At 71.0% G+C, this 17,901-nt stretch carries 11 protein-coding genes; 1 reads left to right on the forward strand and 10 read right to left on the reverse strand.

Going from position 1 to position 17,901, the window contains the following annotated elements; all coding sequences use genetic code 11:
- Position 1: 1 nt before the first annotated feature.
- The 8 genes from ACZ6C6_RS08845 to eccD form a co-directional block, all read right to left on the reverse strand.
- Entirely contained in the window at positions 2-370 is a 369-nt protein-coding gene (locus ACZ6C6_RS08845) for a hypothetical protein (RefSeq protein ID WP_469200539.1), read from the reverse strand.
- A gap of 7 nt (positions 371-377) precedes the next feature.
- Positions 378-827 carry a YbaB/EbfC family nucleoid-associated protein gene (locus ACZ6C6_RS08850; RefSeq protein WP_469200541.1) on the reverse strand — a complete coding sequence of 150 codons (450 nt, stop codon included), beginning with the start codon at positions 825-827 and terminating at the stop codon, positions 378-380.
- Between the two features lie 46 nt (positions 828-873).
- Positions 874-4,335, reverse strand: a complete 3,462-nt coding sequence (locus ACZ6C6_RS08855) for an AAWKG family protein (RefSeq protein WP_469200543.1) — start codon at positions 4,333-4,335, stop codon at positions 874-876.
- A gap of 61 nt (positions 4,336-4,396) precedes the next feature.
- Positions 4,397-4,843: a type VII secretion system-associated protein gene (locus tag ACZ6C6_RS08860; RefSeq protein ID WP_469200545.1), complete on the reverse strand. Its 447-nt coding sequence runs from the start codon at positions 4,841-4,843 to the stop codon at positions 4,397-4,399.
- Positions 4,844-4,958: 115 nt separating this feature from the next.
- Entirely contained in the window at positions 4,959-5,282 is a 324-nt protein-coding gene (locus tag ACZ6C6_RS08865; RefSeq protein WP_018522576.1) for a WXG100 family type VII secretion target, read from the reverse strand.
- Positions 5,283-5,372: 90 nt separating this feature from the next.
- Positions 5,373-5,711: a hypothetical protein gene (locus tag ACZ6C6_RS08870; protein WP_018522577.1), complete on the reverse strand. Its 339-nt coding sequence runs from the start codon at positions 5,709-5,711 to the stop codon at positions 5,373-5,375.
- Between the two features lie 155 nt (positions 5,712-5,866).
- The gene (eccB, locus tag ACZ6C6_RS08875; protein ID WP_469200548.1) at positions 5,867-7,393 is read right to left on the reverse strand and encodes a type VII secretion protein EccB; all 1,527 of its coding nucleotides are present in this window, start codon (positions 7,391-7,393) and stop codon (positions 5,867-5,869) included.
- Between the two features lie 53 nt (positions 7,394-7,446).
- The gene (eccD, locus tag ACZ6C6_RS08880; RefSeq protein WP_469200550.1) at positions 7,447-8,847 is read right to left on the reverse strand and encodes a type VII secretion integral membrane protein EccD; all 1,401 of its coding nucleotides are present in this window, start codon (positions 8,845-8,847) and stop codon (positions 7,447-7,449) included.
- A gap of 402 nt (positions 8,848-9,249) precedes the next feature.
- Between eccD and eccCa the strand changes: the two genes are divergently transcribed.
- The gene (gene eccCa, locus ACZ6C6_RS08885) at positions 9,250-13,185 is read left to right on the forward strand and encodes a type VII secretion protein EccCa (protein WP_469200552.1); all 3,936 of its coding nucleotides are present in this window, start codon (positions 9,250-9,252) and stop codon (positions 13,183-13,185) included.
- A 70-nt stretch (positions 13,186-13,255) separates the two neighbouring features.
- On the opposite strand, the gene ACZ6C6_RS08890 is transcribed toward eccCa, so the two are convergent.
- Both ACZ6C6_RS08890 and ACZ6C6_RS08895 read right to left on the reverse strand, forming a co-directional pair.
- On the reverse strand, positions 13,256-14,485 hold the full coding sequence (locus ACZ6C6_RS08890; RefSeq protein WP_469200553.1) for a S8 family serine peptidase: 1,230 nt from the start codon (positions 14,483-14,485) through the stop codon (positions 13,256-13,258).
- On the reverse strand, positions 14,482-17,820 hold the full coding sequence (locus tag ACZ6C6_RS08895; protein WP_469200555.1) for a right-handed parallel beta-helix repeat-containing protein: 3,339 nt from the start codon (positions 17,818-17,820) through the stop codon (positions 14,482-14,484). The genes ACZ6C6_RS08890 and ACZ6C6_RS08895 overlap by 4 nt, the downstream gene beginning before the upstream one ends.
- Positions 17,821-17,901 lie beyond the last annotated feature (81 nt).

Raw genomic sequence — 17,901 nt, forward strand, 5'->3', positions numbered from 1 at the left:
GTCAGTGCCTGCCGCCGCCGTGCGTGCCGCCGGAGACGTTGCTGTTGTCGATGTGGGACTCGTGGATCGCGTCGAGATTGCCGCCCAGCGTGGTCAGGACGCTCTTGAGGTTGGCGAGCGTGCCGTCGCCCACGCCGACGATGGCCTCGGTCAGGGCCTGGCCGGTGCTCACCGCGCCCTCCCGCTGCTTCTTCTCCTGCGGGATCATCGTCTTGGCGTAACTGTCGTCCTTGCCGGGCCAGTCGCTGGTCGCCGACACATCGTGGAAGAACTCGTTGAACATGTCGACGGCGTAGTCGCTGATCGCCTGGAGCTGCCGGGTGCCGCCGGTCAGGCCGGGAAAGTTGGCGTAGTACGCGTTTTCCGTCATCGTTTCCTCAGTCCTCCGGGTCTTCGCTGATCTCGTCACGGAGCCGGCCGGAGCCGCGGCGGCGGTCGCCCTTCGGGCCCTGCAGCACGCCAGGCCCGAAGATCTTGTTCCAGTCCACGTCGAAGCCGGTGAGTTCGGGTGCCTCCGGGTTCGCGTGGGTGAAGGGCTCGAAGGCGGACATCACCCGCCGGGCCATGCGGGCTCGCGCCTCCTGCGCCGCCTCCAGCACGCTGGCAGCGAGCTGACCTGCGGGCATCGTACGGTACTTGTCGTCCAAGAAGGTCAGTGCGGTCATGTCGCCCTGGGCGGATACGGTCACCTCGACCGAGCGGTCCGCGGAGCGCACCGTCGCCTCGGCGTGTGCCAGTTCGCTCTCGGCGCGCGCCACGGCGGCCTCGGTCTCCTCCAGTTCCGCCATCGCCTTGGCGAGCCGCTGTTCGATCGACTCACTGTTCACCGCGCACTCCCTCTCCCGTTCCCTCTTCCGTGGCCTGCGGGCGTCCTCAGCGCCCGATGACCGCCGGGGCGCCGCCGTCGTCGGTGCCCCACACATCGTCGTCCTCGGCCAGCCACGCCTCGCGGGCGCGGTCGCCGCTCTCCGTGGACGTGCCACCCTGGCCGGCGGCGCCGGGCCCGCCCACCGGGTAGGGGGAACTGGAGGTGGTCGGCCGGGTGTACACGATCTCCTCGTCCTCGTCGGCTCCCGCGAGCCGTCCGACGCGCCCGCCCCTGGCACTGCCGACCGGGTCGGTGAGGACGGCCCGGGTGCGTTCGCCAGTGCCCTGGCCGCCGCCCGTGCCGCCCATGCCGGGCATGCCGCCGCCTCCCATGCCCATCGGGTTGAGCGGGGTGCCGTTCGCGGACTGTGCCGCCGAGTTGCCGACGAGCGCGGCGGCGCCGGGGGCAGCCGACCTGAGGGAGCCGCCGCCGTACGGGGTGCTGTCGTAGTCGTCGTAGTAGTCGTCGAGGCTGGAGTCCGGGCCGCCGGGCGAGTTCAGCGACCCGCCCGGTCCGTGGGTGTTCAGGCTGGACGACTGGGTGAGCGGGGAGTGGAGGCCCTGGGTGTTGAGCCCGTCGGTGTCCGGACCGTCGCGGTTGAGGCTGTTGAGGTCCGGGATGCGGTTGTTGAGCGACGGGCCGTCGCCGTTCAGGTCGGTCGTGGTGGTGTGGCCGCCGGAGTCGGTGGTGGTCAGCCGGCCCGTATCCGGGTCGAGGACCTGCTTGGAGCCGTCGGGGAACTCGGTGGTGAGCGTGCCGTCGTTGTTGAGGGTGGTGGTGGACCCGTCCGGGTTGGTGAACGACTCGCCGGGGTTGAGCTGGTGGGTGGTGACGTGGCCCGAGGGGTCGGTGACGGTGATCTGACCGGTGTCCGGGTTCAGGGTCTCCGTCGAACCGTCCGGGAAGTGGGTGCTGACGGTGCCGTCCGGGTTGATCTGCGCCGTGGACCCGTCCGGTGTGGTGAACGTGTTCGGGGCCGGATTCAGGCCGGTGGTGGTGGTGTGGCCGGCGGAGTCGGTGGTGGTGAGCTGCCCGGTGTCCGGGTTGAGCGTCTCCGTCGAGCCGTCGGGGAACTCGGTGGTGAGCGTGCCGTCGTTGTTGAGGGTGGTGGTGGACCCGTCCGGGTTGGTGAACGACTCACCGGGGTTGAGCTGGTGGGTGGTGACGTGTCCCGAGGGGTCGGTGACGGTGACCTGGCCGGTGTCCGGGTTCAGGGTCTCCGTCGAGCCGTCGGGGAATGTCGTGGTCAGCGTGCCATCGCCGTTGAGCTGGGACGTGGAGCCGCCCGGGTTGGTGAAGGCGCCGTCGGTCGGGTTCAGTGTCGACTCCGACAGGCTGCCGTCCGGGTTGAGGGTCTCCACATGGCCGGTCCTCGGGTCGAGCGTCTGGCTCGAACCGTCCGGGAAGGTGGTGGTGAGCGTGCCGTCGTCGTTGAGCGTGGTGGTCGATCCGTCCGGGTTCAGCAGGCTGGTGCCCGGGTTGAGCTGCGAGGTCGACGTGACGCCCTTCGGGGAGGTGTTGGTGACCAGGCCCGTGCGCGGGTCGATGGTCTGCGTCGAGCCGTCGGGGAACTTCGTGGTCAGAGTGCCGTCGTCGTTGAGCTGGGTGTTGCCCCCGGTAGGGGAGTTCAGCAGCGAGGAGCCCCCCTTGCTGTCCGGGTCGTTCAGGCCGCCGTTGGTCAGGCCGTTGTTCAGCAGCGAGGTGAGTGGGGGCATCAGTGCGGACGGGTTCGGCCCCCCGAGCGGGGAGTTCGGGTCACCGTTCAGGCTCAGGCCGTCGCCCAGACTGTTGTTCAGCCCGTCGTTGAGCGTGCTGAAGTTGTCGTTGCGACCGTCGCCGAGGCCGTTCAGCCCGTCGCCGAGGCCGTTGAGGCTCTCGTTGAGCCCGTCGTTGATCCCGTTGAGACTGTTGTTGAGCCCGTCGTTCAGCCCGTTCAGGTTGTCGTTGAGCCCGTCGTTGAGGTCCTTGAACCCGTCACCGAGGCCGTTGAGACTGTCGTTCAGCCCGTCATTGAGGTCCTTGAACCCGTCTCCCAGGTTGTTGAGGCTGTCGTTGAGCCCGTCGTTGAGATCACCCAGCCCGTCACCGATCGTGTTGATGTTGTCGTTGAGGCCGTCGAGGTAGTCGTTCAGCTTGTCGTTGTTCGCGTTGGCCTCGTCCTCCGCGATGTCGGCCTCCTCCTTGGCGAGGACTTCGGCCAGCGTCTCGGAGTTCTTGTCGGTGACCTCCTGGTCGAAGGCATCCGTCACATCCGCCCAGGCGGACTTCACGTTGCTGAGGGCGTCGATGGCCGGCTGCTTCAGCATCGAGTCGGCGTGGTCCGACCAGCTCTTGACGGCCGCGTCGGCGATCTTCTTCCAGGTGGTGTGCTGGGTGAGGTCGCCGTAGTCGGAGGTCTGCTTGAACGCGGCCGTGGTCGAGTAGGTCTTGTACGAGCCCCCACCGCCGTAGCCACCGTAGTACTGCGTCTTCACGTTGACGTGCTGGATGTTGTCCTTCAGGACGAAGCCGGACACTTCGTCCAGCACCTTCACCAGGTGCCGGTGCGGGTCGTGCTGGCCTTCCTTGGCCCAGTTGTTCCACGCAGTCTGGAGATCGGTGACCGCTTCCTTGAGTGCGGTCTGCGCGGCGGCCAGGGCGTCGCTCAGCTTCGACTTGGGGACGTAGCCGCCCACCGTGGTGTTCTTCGGGCTGTAGTCACGGCCGCCCAACTGGGATACGTATCCGTCGTAGTTGGTCTTCAGCTCCTTCAGCAGGTGCCAGAAGAGGCTGGCCGCCTTGCCCTTCCACGCGGCCTGGTCCTCGCCGAGCGACTTCATCCATCCGTTGACCACGTCCGAGTGGTCCTTGAAGAACTGCATCGCCCGGTCGAAGGACTGACCGGTCTCCTCGAAGGACTTGAACTCGACAGCGTTGCCATCGAGGACCGACAGGTTGCTGAAGCTCCAGCCCTTGGTGGTGTGGTTGTTCAGCAGCTCGTCCAGAGCCAGCTTGCTGCCGGAGATGTACTGGGCCATCGGGCCGGAGTCCCACTGGACGTGCGAGTACGAGCCCTCGAACTCGCCGCCGCCGGAGATCGCCCCGTCCCCCCACAGGTCGGCGCGGCCGTCGTCGCCCACGCCCACGCCGATCATCACGATCCGTGCCTTCTTCAGGCTCACGCTGTCGTGCGCGCCGTCGCCGCCCGCGTCGTAGAAGGCCAGGTCGTAGTCCTCGCCCTTGCTCTTCTGGAAGCCGCTGAGCGCCGTGTAGTCCTCGGTCGACACCGCGCGCATGGTCTGCCCGGAAATCTCCATCCGGAACAGCTTGAGGTCGGAGAAGTCGTCGCCGCTGTCGCTGCTGAGGGAATTGAACAGGCTGGAGCGGGCCGGGATGGTGTAGCCGGTGAAGTTGGTGATCGCCTGGGCGTAGTAGTCGTCCGGGTCGTAGGTGGGCGTTCCGGAAGTACTGTTGCCGTCGTCGGCCATGGCACGGACTCCACTGCTGGGGCTGAGGGGGGTGGGGGAGAGGAGGACGCGGGACCCTGCGTCAGCTGTCGGAACCGGTGCCGCTCATGTCGTCGTCGACCGTGTCGAAGATGTCCATCAGCTTCTCGCCGTCGATCGAGGTCAGACTGTCGCCCTGGGTCTTCAGCAGCGTCGTGATGGTCTCTTCGAGAGCGGACTCGATGTCCTCGAAGAGGACCTTCTGGCTCTTGAAGATGCCGTCCAGCGCGCCGCCCTGTGTCTTCAGGGCCTCGATCAGCGCCGAGCCGCCGGTCGGGTCCTCGCTGTCGCCGCCGCCCATCAGCCCGATGCGCAGCATCTTGGCATCGCCGGACGCCGAGCCCTCACCGGTCTCCGCGACCAGGTTCTTCAGCGAGCGGACTCCCGCGTTGTCCTTGCGGATGTTGAGCAGGTCGGTGATGAAGTCCCCGACATCGTTGTTCTTGAAGTTCTTGAGCGCCGTCGAGTCCAGATGGGTCAGATCTGCCATGGGTGCCTCCGGTGGCGGGACGCGCCGGACCTGCGTGGGCACGGCGACGGTGCGGGGAGATGGCTCCACCGCGCCGACCGAGGGCGGACCGGTCGGCGCGGTCGGGACGGCCTGCTCAGCGGCCGATGGTCACCTCGGACCACATCTGGCTGAGCGAGTTCTCGCTGTACTTGTAGTTGCCGGAGATGTCGCTCAGGAGCTGCGCGTGCGAGGTGAGCAGCGTCTCCATGTTCTGCACCGCGCCGTCCCAGGCGGCCTGCTTCCGGCGGTACGTGTCGGCGTCGTTGCCGTACCAGGTCTTGGACAGCTCGCTGAGCTCTGCCTCAAGGTTGGACAGCGTCTGGGCGATCGCCTTGGTCTGCATCACCATGTCGTCTGCCGCGTTCGACATGTGGTTGTAGCTGACGTAGATGAAACCGTCGCTCAGGTTGTCTGCCACGGTCTGCCTCTTTCACACGGAGTTGAGGGTGGGGGGCTGCCTGTCCGGTAGGTCACCGGGGCGTGGCGCCGATGTGGCGTCAGGTCGAAGTCAGCCGGCCAGTTGATCGAAGGCCGACTGGGATGCGTTGTACGCCTGGTTGATCGCGTCGTTCGACGAACCCTGGGTCTTGTTGTGCTCGACGAGGCTCTGGTTCAGCCGGTCGATGACATCCTCAAGGTTCTTGAGGATGACGTTGCACTGGCCGTCCCACTGAGCGAGGAGCTGGCCGTACTGGCCGCCGTCGCTGCCCTGATAGCCGGAGCCCAGGGTGGACTTGGTGCCGTCGACGTCCTGGCGAATCTTCATGATCCCGCTGAAGGCCGATTCAAGGGCCTGGATGCCGTTCCGGGTTGATGACTCGCTTGACTGCTGGCCGTCTCCCGCCATCGTCCCACCTTTCGTGAGTCGGATCTTGGTACGAGCAACTTGAGACTAAAGTGAGGCAAGTTGAGAAGACAACAAGCTGAGGTAGATCTGAGGTTGGCGCTCGATATTTTCCCGGGGCATTAACCGGTGGGAAACCTCCCCGGCGCAGCCGGATCTCAGGAGCCGGAAGCGGCCTTCCCGATACTCGATTCAGATGCCCGGACACCCGGTTCGGCGCCGCCGGTGCGACACTGCGTCGCGGGACCCGACGCGGCCTTCCCCGCTTCGGCGCCCGGGTTCGACCGCGCCGCGGCCTCCGTGCTCAGGTCCGGTCCGGTCGGCAGCAGCGACAGCAGCGTGGACGGAACCCGCACTGCATCGCCGTCGGAGTACCCGAGGGCGGCCAGCGCCTCCGCGTTCGCGACGCGGTACTTCACCCCGTCGTCGCCCACGAGGAACGTGGTGTTGCCGACCGTCGCGCCGGCCGCGCCCAGTACCCGCACCAGGGTGCCGTGCCCCGGGCGCGTCACCACGTGGTCCACCGCCACACAGGCCGGGACCAGTGCCGTGGAGTCGGCCGCCGCGTAGGGCGACAGCGCGACCTGGGCGATCCGCACCGACGTCACCCGCACCTCGCCGCCGTCCGGATCGACCCGCGTGCACGCCGCCTGCCCGGCGGGCAGCCGCAACGCCGCCGGCGGGCTGTCCGGCAGCCCTGCCACCGACGGGTCGGTGCCGGCCGTGCCCGGCGCCTGATGGGTGCGGAGATCCGAGACGCTGATGGCGACGGGCTCCGGGGACGCGCCGTCGTACGCCTTCCTGCGGGTGTCCGGGTCGCCCAGCAGCAGAGCCGCCTGAGTGGCCGTCACCGCGTGCAGGCCGTCCTTCTGGAGCACGTAGTCCTGGCTCACGGAGCCCGCCGTCATCCGGAACACCTGCCCGACCCGGGTCTTCCCGCCCGGCAGTGCCGGGCCCGGCGCGCCCCGGTCCGCGACCTTCGGGGTGGCCAGCTTCGGGCCGCTGACCAGGGCGTCCAGGAATGCCGCCGACACCGGGCGGGGCGTCACCGCACCGTAACCCAGTGACTCCGCCGCCCCCGACCTCCGGTCCAGCTCCAGCCTGCTGCCCTGCCACATCAGGTACGTGCGGTCGTCCGGCCCCCGCACCACCAGCGCCGAACCCGCGCCGACCGGCCGGGTCTCCACCGGCGCGCCCGGCACCAGTGTCGTCTCCTCCCCGTCGCCCGTGGAGCACACCTCCCACGCCGACGTCTCCAGGTCACCCGAGCCCGGTACGCCGTCCGGGGCGCCGGCGATGCCGACCGGTGCGCCCACCGGAGTGCCCTTCAGGGAATTCGTGCCCACCGCGGTCGTGTCCAGGTCCGCGCCGCCGATCAGCAGCGCCGAGGCGTAGTTGCGCACCGGACGCAGCCGGCCGTCCGCGTACAGGTAGCGGGCGCCCGTGTCCTTGTTGACGATCAGGGTGTCGCCGCTGCGCCAGGCGTCGTTGCCGCCCGGCCGGAGCAGCCCGTACACGAAGGCGCCGGCCGAGATCAGGACGGCGACGATGATGCCGATCAGCGCACCGCGGGTGGTACGTCCCAGCGGGCTCTCCGGGGCGTCGGGGTCGGCCAGCAGCATGCCCGAGGTCAGCCGCCCCATCATGAACGTGTGTGCTTGCACCTGGTCGCGCTTGGACCGCACGGTCGCCTCCTGCTCTCAGTGGTTCGTCGTCGTCGCGGTGCCCGGCCGGCCCGTCATCCGTTCCAGCCGCGCAGGGCGCCGAGGACGCCCAGCAGCCAGAGGGTGAGCGGCAGCAGGGAGACCGCCAGAAGGGTGTGCAGCAGCTCTGCGGCCCGGCCCCAGTACGGCACCAGACGGCGGCCCGGCACCGTCCACACCGCGATCGTCAGCACCGTCGCGACCACCAGCAGGCCCACCACCAGGAGCACCCGGTCCACACCGGTCAGGTCCAGGCCCCAGCCGAACGCCAGCAGCAGCAGACCCCAGGCGCCGGGCAGCACCAGCACCAGCCGCTGCGTGGTGTTCACCAGGCCCCGGCCGTGCAGAAGCAGCAGCAGCGACAGCACCAGCGCGCACAGCAGCGCGGGCAGCGTGGGCCGGTGCGCGAGCGCCACCAGGCAGGCCGACGCCAGCACGCCCGTCGCCCCGTACAGCGCCGTCATCCACTCGCCGGCCAACTCGGTGCGAGTTGCGACATCGTTGCCGCGGTAGGGCTCGATTCCCTCCTGCAGCTGTTGAGCGTTGGTCGGCAGCGCCGGCATCCGCATTCCCGCGAACCGGAACGACAGCGCCGGGACCAGGCCACCGAGGAGCACCGTCAGCATCGCCACCACGCCCGCCGCGGCGGCCGCCCGCAGGTCGAACAGGGTCATCACCGCACCGCCCACCGCCGTGGCGAACGCGGTCAGCGCGGAGGCCAGGAAGAGCGGGGTGCGTACCGCGGTGGCCGCAAGGGCGAGCACCGCGCCGCCCGCCCAGGCCGCCGCCGCGCCCAACAGCCGCGCGCCCAGCACCTGATGGGCCTGGGGTCCGCTCAGCTCGCCGCCCGGCACAAGCCAGCCCGCGAGAGCCAGCGCCGGAGCCGCCAGCAGACCGAGGACCGCGCCGGTCGTGCCGTCGTCCACCGCCCGGCTCGCCGAGGCCGCGCCGGCGAGCAGCAGCGCGCCGGTGGCGACGGCCGCGCCCGCGCGCAGCGCCACCGACGCACCGGGCCACGCCAGCAGCGCCAGACCGGCCAGCACGGCCACCGCGACCAAGGCGCGCAGCAGGTGCCGTGCCGCCCCCTCGCCCCAGTTGTGCAGCCGGTCCCGGGTGACCGAGGCGATCCCGTCGACCAGGTCGTCGAGGCGCACCTCGGGCAGCGCTTCGGTGCGCGGTCGCAGATGCAGGACGTCGCCGTCGGTCAGGCCCAGGGTCGCCAGCGTCGCCTCCTCGTCCAGCGGCCGCCCGCCGAGGCGCTGGAGTATCCAGCCGTCGTGTTCGAGACCCGTCTCCTCGATGTCCTCGCCCGCGTACCGCAGCACCGTCGGCAGCAGGTCGGCCACCGGCACGTCGGAGGGCACGGAGAGGTCGATGGTGCGGCCCGGGGCGCGCACGGTCAGGTGGCACAGGTCGGCCACGGAAGTGTCGGTCATACCGGGGGCTCACGTCTCCTGAACGTCGGAACGGAGGGCGTGGCGTGCGGTGTTGCAGGCCACTGAGGGGGAGGTGGCGCGAATGAGATGGACGACAGTCGAACGGCGGGCAGCGTGCGGAGGGAGGGGGTGACGTGGACTTACGGAGTTGACGGGGTGCACACTACTGTCACTCCCGGAGGCCCTCGTAACGGGAGCCCCGGCAGCGTGCACGGCACACATACCCGGCCGGGCGTCCCAGGACTCCGCCGTCCGTACGGCGCGCCCGTACCGCGCCCGCCGGCGTCGGCACCCGGTTCGTGCGCCGCCTCCGGGTACCGCCGCGTGCGTGAAGACCGCTAAGGAGCCCCAGCGTTGAGCGTGGTCCTGTTCCGTCGTCCGGCCCGTCGCCGTGGACCCGACATGCCGAGCGGCGAGCTGACCCTGCAGGAACCGCCGACCCTGATGGAGACCGTGCCGGACACGTCCGCGGTATGGACGTACCTGCCGATGGCCATGATGTCGGTCTCGATGATGCTGATGTTCCTGCGCATGGGAGGCCAGGGATCCGGCATCTTCATGTACATCGCGCTCGGCATGATGGTGCTCGCCGCCGCCGCGATGATGGTCGGTCAGGTGATGCGCAAGGCGGGCGACCGCAAACAGCGGCTGCGCGGCGAACGCCGTGACTACCTGCGCTACCTGGCGCAGAGCCGGCGCACCGTGCAGCGCACCGTCGTCGAGCAGCAACTCGCGCTCGCCTGGCGCCACCCCGAGCCCGCCGTGCTGCGCTCCATGGTGCGCACCACCCGGCTGTGGGAACGACGCACCAAGGACGTCGACTTCGCCGAGCTCCGCATCGCAGTGGGCGACCAGCAGCTCGCCCTGCGGCTCAACCCCGTCTCCACCAAACCCGTCGAGGACCTCGAACCGCTCTGCGCGCACGCCCTGCGCCGCTTCATCCGCGCCTACAGCACCGTCCCCGGCCAGCCCATCGCGCTCTACCTGCGCTCCTGGTCCCGGGTGCTGCTGCGCGGCGACCAGGACGCCGCGCGGGGCATGCTGCGCGCCGCGCTGAGCCAGCTCGCGGTCTTCCACCCGCCCGAGGAGGTGTGGATCGCGGTCTGCGCCGACGACGAGCACCGCGCCGAATGGGAGTGGGTGAAGTGGCTCCCGCACAACCAGCACCCCCAGGAGACCGACGGCGCCGGACCGCTGCGCATGGTCGCCTCCGCCTTCACCGACCTGGAGAACCAACTCGGCAGCGAGTTCTCCGAGCGGCCCGCCTTCGACCCGGATGCCGTGCCCGGCCGCGACGAACCGCTCGTCGTGGTGGTCGTCGACGGTGCCACCGTTCCGGCCGGCCACCGCTTCGACGGCCCGGGCTACCGCAACGCCGTCGTCCTCGACCTCTCCTCCACCCTCACCTGGCGCCCCGGCCGCACCACCCTCCGCCTCGACGTCACCGCCGAGACCGTCGCCCTGGTACGCACCGACCGCAGCCGCAAAGAACAGACGACCGTCCTCGGCCGCCCCGACCAGGTCGGCCCGGTCGCCGCCGAGACCCTGGCCCGGCTGATATCCCCGTACCGGATGAGCCTCACCGCCGACGCGGTCGAGCCGCTCTCCGCCGACATGGAGCTCACCACCCTCCTCGGCATCCCCGACCTGCACCGACTCGACCCCGAGTCCCTGTGGCGGCGGCACAACGGCTCCGCACGGCTGCGGGTGCCGGTCGCCGTCGGCGCGGACGGCCGCCCGGTGGAGCTGGACATCAAGGAGTCCGCGCAGGGAGGCATGGGCCCGCACGGCATGCTCATCGGCGCCACCGGCTCCGGCAAGTCCGAACTGCTGCGCACGCTCGTCCTCGGCCTCGCCCTCACCAACTCCTCCGAGACGCTCAACTTCGTCCTCGTCGACTTCAAGGGAGGTGCCACCTTCCTCGGCCTGGACGAACTCCCGCACACCAGCGCCGTGATCACCAACCTCGCCGACGAAGCCGCCCTGGTGGAGCGCATGCAGGACGCCCTCCACGGCGAACTGCTGCGCCGCCAGGAACTGCTGCGCGCGGCCGGCAACTACACCTCCGCCCTTGAGTACGAGCGGGCGCGCGCCGGCGGCGCCGACCTCGCCCCGCTGCCCAGTCTCTTCGTCGTCGTCGACGAGTTCAGCGAACTGCTCGCCGCGCACCGGGAGTTCATGGAGCTCTTCGTGATGATCGGCCGCCTCGGCCGGTCCCTTGGTGTGCACCTGCTGCTCGCCTCGCAGCGCCTGGACGAGGGCCGCATGCACCAACTGGAATCGCACCTTTCCTACCGGATCGGGTTGCGCACCTTCTCCGCGATGGAGTCGCGCGGTGTCCTCGGCGTCCCCGACGCCTACGAACTGCCCTCCCAGCCGGGCAGCGGCTTCCTCAAGAGCGGCGTCGAGGCGCTGACCCGGTTCCGCGCCGCCTACGTATCCGGCCCCTACCGCCGTCGCGGCGGCGTCGTCGCCCAGGCCCGCGTCGCCAGCCAGGTCGTGCCCTGGACCGCCGAGTACGTGGTGCCCCGCGCTCCCGCTCCGGCCACCGTCGCGCCCGAGGCGGAGGAGGCGGACGACAGCTCCAGCCTGCTGTCGGTCGCCCTGGACCGGCTGCGCGACGCAGGCCCGCCCGCCCACCGCGTGTGGCTGCCGCCGCTGGGCGCCCCGTCCCCGCTCGACGTCCTGCTGAACGGCCTGGCCGTCGATCCTGAGCGCGGCCTGACCGCGCCGCGGTGGAACGGCACCGGCAAGCTGCGGGTGCCTGTCGGCCTCGTCGACAAGCCCTTCGACCAGCGCCGCGATCCCCTCGTCGTGGACCTCGCGACCGCGGGCGGCCACGTCGCCGTCGCGGGCGGCTCGCAGAGCGGCAAGTCGACCGTGCTGCGCAGCCTCATCATGGGCCTCGCGCTCACGCACACCCCGCGCGAAGCGCAGTTCTACTGCCTCGACTTCGGTGGCGGAACGCTCTCCCAGCTCACCGGGCTGCCACACGTCGCCGGCGTCGCCGCCCGCCTCGACGCGGACCGGATCGGCCGCACCGTGGCCGAGGTGACCGCCGTACTCACCCGTCGCGAGCAGTTCTTCCTGGAGCACGGCATCGACTCGATGGCGACCTACCGGCGCCGCCGCGCCGCCGGGGAGTTCCCCGACGAGCCGCACGGCGACATCTTCCTGGTGATCGACGGCTGGTCCACGGTCCGGCAGAACTTCGACCAGTTCATCCCGACCTTCAACCAGATCGCCACCGGTGGCCTCAACTACGGCATCCACCTCATCGTCGCGACCTCGCGCTGGCTGGAGCTGACCGCCCCGGTGCGCGACCAGGCAGCGACCCGCCTGGAGCTGAGACTCGGCGACACGATGGACTCCGTGGTCGACGTCCGCAAGGCCGCCGGCGTGCCCCGTACGCCCGGCCGGGGGCTCACCGTCGACTCCAAGCTGCACTTCCTCTCCGCGCTGCCCCGCGGCGACGGCTCCAGCGACCCGGAGACGCTGAGCGAGGGCGTCAGCGACCTGGTCGAGCGGATCGCCGCCGCCTGGCACGGGCCGCGCGCACCGCAGGTACGGATGCTGCCGCACCGGCTGCCGGCCTCGGAGCTGCCCGCGCCGGAGCTCGGCCAGGGCCAGAGCCTCAGGCTGCCCATCGGGCAGGACGAGGAGACGCTGGACACCGTCTGGCACGACTTCTCCCGCACCCCGCACCTCGTCGCCGTCGGCGACACCGAGAGCGGCAAGACCAACCTGCTGCGGGTGGTGGCGGATGCCATCGTCGCCCGCTACGCGCCGACCGAGGCCCGCATCCTCGTCGTCGACTACCGCCGTGACCTGGTGGAGGCGGTGCCCGAGGAGTACCGGCTCGGGCACGCCGTCTCGGTCGATGCCCTCAAGCAGCTCGTCGGCGGCTCCGCGAAGGCGCTGCAGACCCGACTGCCCGGCCAGGAGATCACGCCGGCCCGGATGCGCCGCGCCGACTGGTGGTCCGGCCCCCGGTTGTTCGTCCTCGTCGACGACTACGACATGGTCGGCGGCGGCACAGTGATCGATCACCCGTTCGCACCGCTCTTCGACCACCTCGCGCTCGGCCACGAACTGGGCCTGCACATCGTCGTGGTGCGGTCCGCCACCGGCGCCGGACGCGGCCTGAACGACCAGCTGCTGCGACGCCTGGACGAGGTCAACACCCCGGGCGTCCTGATGTCGACACCGCCGTCAGAGGGGTACGTCTTCGGGAACGTGAAGCCGCGAGTACTGCCGCCGGGGCGCGCGCTGCACATCGTGCGGCGCAAGCCGGTACTGATCCAGACGGCGCTGGCGGCGGGGACGGAGCAGGAGTAGGCGGCCCCCGGCCCATGCGCCGCACTGATACGGCCCCGCACCCCCCGCCAGGGGCGCGGGGCCGTATCGCTCAGGGGCGCCGGGCAGACGGCCGCCAGCCCGTGCGGCGGCCCCGCGGGATGATCACGGCGAGCCAGACGACCGTGACCACCACGGCCACGCCGGCCAGCGTCGGCCACATGGCGCGGCGAAGCGGCCCGGCGGCCCTGTCCTCCGGCATCCGCACCGGGGCGGCCGACTCCTTGTCCGCGGCCAGTCCCGCCGAAGCCCGCGCGGCGGGGGAGGCGGAGGTGAGGACCGCGGTGACGGCGGCGTACGGGTCGACCCGCGGCACGGCGTCCGGGTAGGCCGATGACCGCAACAGACCGGCCGTCTGCGCGGCCGTCAGCTCCGGGTGCACCGACCGCACCAGCGCCGCCGCCCCCGCCACGTACCCGGCGGCCAGCGAGGCGCCCGAACCGATGTAGTGGCCGTTCTTCGACGGACCGATTCCGATCACCCCGTCACCGGGCGCCGCGAGCTCGGCGCTCCCGGTGGTGTACGAGCCGGCCGGCCGCTCACCCCTGACGTCCACGTCGAGCACGGACAGCACCCCGTCACTGGCGGCCGGGTAGTAGTCCCGGGCCGGGACCTCCCGGCCCACCCCGTCGGTCGGCGAGTCCGGCACGGCGGCCGCGATCAGCAGTACATCCTTCTCCGCGGCCAGTCGCACCGCGGACCTCAGTGCTGCCGTGTCGCGCGCGAACGCCGCCGACACGGTCACCACCTTGGCACCGGCCCCGACGGCGGCCTCGATGCCCGAGGCGACCCGCCCGGCCGTGGCGGCGCCGCGCTCGTCGGTTCCGCGCACCGCGACGATGGCCGAACGCCGGGCGACGCCCGCGAACCTCACACCCTTGTCCGACTGTGCGGCGATCAGCCCGGCCACGAACGTGCCGTGCCCGACACAGTCCTTCCCGGCCGCGCCGACGGCCGTCACGCGGCCCTTCAGCGTGGGCGCGGAGGACGAGACACCGGTGTCGACCACGCCCACCTTGACCCCGGAGCCGGACGCGAACTGCCAGGCGCGACCCAGCTGGAGGCTGATCTGCTCCCACGGCACGGCGGTGGCCTGCCGCCCCGACCCCTCGGTGCAGCCGCCGCTGCCCGTCAGCCTCGTCCTGAGCACCGGCAGTTCCACGGTGTTCCCGTCGGCCGCCGCGGCGCTCACAGCGCCGGCACCGCTCAGAGCGGCCGTCAGCAGCAGCGCCAGCGCGCCGGCGGCGGTCCGGGACAGGTTCCTCCCGCGCATCGCCGTCACGCCCCCGCCCCGCCCGAGGCGGACGCCGACACCGGGTCGGTGAGGTCCTCGGGGAGCAGCAGCCGCAGGTCGTCGAGGCTGGGCGCGGCCATTCGGCTGAGCCGTCCCGCCTGGCGCGTCATCATCCGCTCCAGCACCTGACGGGCGGTGCGCGCGTTGCCGAACGACCCGTCGCGCGGCAGGGTGTCGAAGTGGTGCCGCAGTACCGAGCCGAGTCCGGTACCGCACTCGTACCCGGCCTGCAACGCGTGTTGGCGCACGATGGTGACGAGTTCGTCGGACGAGTAGTCGGCGAACTCGATCTTCCGTGAGAACCGCGAGTGCAGCCCCGGGTTGGAGGCCAGAAAGCCCTCCATCTCGCTGGTGTAGCCGGCGACGATGACCACCACCTGGTCGCGGTGGTCCTCCATCAGCTTCAGCAGCGTGTCCACGGCCTCCCGGCCGAAGTCGGCGCCCGACGCCTCCCGAGGTGTGAGCGCGTACGCCTCGTCGATGAAGAGGACACCGCCCAGCGCCCGCCCGAAGACCTCCTTGGTGAGCTGCGCGGTGTGGCCCACGTAGCGCCCGACCATGTCGGCGCGGGACACCTCGACGAGCTGGCCCCGCGGCAGCACGCCCAAGGAGACGAGGAGTTCGCCGTAGAGCCGCGCCACCGTGGTCTTGCCGGTGCCGGGCGGCCCGGTGAAGACGAGATGGTGGCTGAGGCGCGGCACCGGCAGCCCGGCGGCCTCCCGTTGCCGGGCCGTGGAGACAAGGTTGACCAGATCCGTGACGTCCCGCTTGACGGCGGAGAGCCCGACCAGGGCGTCCAGGCGACTGAGCGCGTCGTCCCCGGCGTCGGTGCCGTCCGGACCCGCCTCGGAATCACGGGCGGCCTCCTCGCTGATGTCCTGCGGCAGCAGCAGTGTGAGGTCCTCCTCGGTGACCCGGGTCAGCGAGGCCAGCCGTACCGCCTGACGGTCCACCATCTCCTCGAAGACCTGACGCGCCGCACGGCCGTTGCCGAATCCGGCGTCCTTGGGCATCCGGTCGAAGTGTGTCGCCAGCGCCTTGCGGGTCTCGTCGTTCAGCACGTACTGGTGGCGCCCGCACATGCTCTCCAGGATCTCCACGAGTTCGGGAACCGAGTAGTTCTCGAATTCCACCGTCCGCGAGAACCGGGAGGCCAGACCCGGGTTGGAGCCGAGGAAGGCCCGCATCTCACCGGAGTAGCCGGCGACCACGACCACCACGTCGTCGCGGTGGTCCTCCATCAGCTTCAGCAGCGTGTCCACGGCCTCCCGGCCGAAGTCGGCGCCCGAGCCGCGCGAGTCGGAGGTGAGCGCGTACGCCTCGTCGATGAAGAGCACACCGCCCAGCGCCCGTTCGAAGGTCTCCGTCGTCTTGATGGCGGTACCGCCGATGACCTGCGCGACCAGATCGGCTCGGGAGACCTCGACCAGGTGCCCGGACCGCAGCGTCCCGAGCTCGGCCAGGATCGTGCCATAGAGCCGCGCGACCGTCGTCTTACCCGTGCCGGGCGGCCCCGCGAAGACCAGGTGCCGGCTCATCGGCGGCGCGGACATGCCCAACTGGGCGCGGCGCCGGGCGAGCTGGGTGAGGTTGACCAGCGTGCGGACCTGTTCCTTGACGTTGTCCAGGCCGATCAGGTTCTCCAGGGCGGCCATCGGGCCGTCCGGGCGGCCGGGACCATCAGACTCGGGCACGGTGCCCGCCGGATCAGTGCCCTCGGCCTCGCCGTAGCCCCAGGCGTCGCGGGACTCGTTGCCGGTGCTGTTCAGGTTCTCCACCGCGAGCCGGCCATTCGCCTTGGACTGGACGAGCCCGCCGCCCTTGTTCTCGCGCACAGTGCAGCCGACCACCGACACCGGCGACTCGGTCTCCACCCGGATGCCGTCACGGCCGTTCCCCGCCGCCTCGCAGCCGTTGAAATTGGCCCGGCCGCCGTCGCGGACCAGGAAGCCGTGGTCGGTGGCGGCGGCGGTCCGCACCCGGGTCGCCGTCAGCTCGCCGCCGTTGTCCACGACGACGCCGCAGCCGCCCGCCGACACCAACTCGCCGTCGCGCAGCGCAGCCGTGCCCTGGCCGCCGATCTCCAAGCCCGCGCCGCCGGGGCCGGTCACCTTCAGGCCTGCCAGATAGACGTTGCCCCCCGAGGCGACCGCCACTCCGGCGCCTCCCGGCGACTCCACCGAGCAGTCCTCCAGCCGGCCGCGCCCGCCGTCGGTCACCGAGACGCCGGTGCCGCCCGTGCCGGTGATGCGGGCCCTGCGCACCAGAGGGTTGGCTCCGCCCCTGACCACGATGCCGGTGCCCCTGACGTCCAGGATCTCCACACGGTCCAGCTCGGCCGCCGAGTCCGCTTCCAGCAGCACTGCCTCGGCCTCGCCGTCCCGGACGGTCAGCGAGGTCAGGGTGGGCGAGGAGGAACCCGCCACGTGCAGCGCCGGCCCCCGCGCGCCGCTGAGCCAGCAGTCCTCGTACGTGCCCCGCGAACGGTCGGTGACGAAAAGGCCGTTGCCCGCCGTGCGTGAGGTGCGGCAGCGGCGCAGCACCGGGTCGGCACCGTGCGAGACGATGATGCCCTGGCCGGTGGTGCCGTTGACCCGCACGTCGTCCAGCTCGACCCGGGCGGCGCTGGTGAGGTGAGCACCGATCGCGGTGTCGTGGATCACGGTCCGCAGTATCCGGACCGCGCTGCGCTCCTCCAGGGCCAGCGCGGGCTTGTCGGTCGAGGAGAGGTCGCAGTCCTCGACGGAGACCTGCGCGTCGCCGTTGGCCAGCAGGCCGTTGCCGCGTGCGTCGCGCACGGTACAACCACGTACCGTCGCCCTGCCGCGCTCGCCGATCACCACGCCACTGGTGCCCAGGTGCTCGAAGGTGCACGATTCCAGCGAGCTCTCGCTGGCCGAGGTGACGACCACGCCCGCGCCGGTACGGCTGGAGACCCGGCACTCGCGCATGGCCAACGAGCCGGAACCGCGGGCGAGGACAGTGGCCCAGGACGCGCCGGAGACGTCGCACCCCTGCATCGCCACCTGCCCGTGCGAGGCGTCCACGACGGGAGCCTCCTCGTCCTGGCCCTGCACCACCAGATCGGTCAGCATCAAGGCGTCGGCACGCAGCGATATCGCGGTCCCGGTGCGCGGTGCCAGGCGGACGCTGCCGCGCGACTGCTCGGCGGCGATGGTCACGCGGGTGGTGACGACGAGGTTCTCCTCGTATGTCCCCGGGCGCACACTGAGCACCGCCCCTCCGCGCGCCCTGGCCAGGGCCTCTGCGATCGTCCGGGCGTCCCCGGTGCCCTCCGGACAGATCGTCAGTACCTGGCGCACTCCGTTGACCTCCTTGTATCGGCACCCGTGGGTTGCGGTCGGCCCCATCATGCCTTCCTCTCACCTGCGATCCCACCCCAG

This window comes from Streptomyces sp. NPDC041814, from assembly GCF_055590565.1.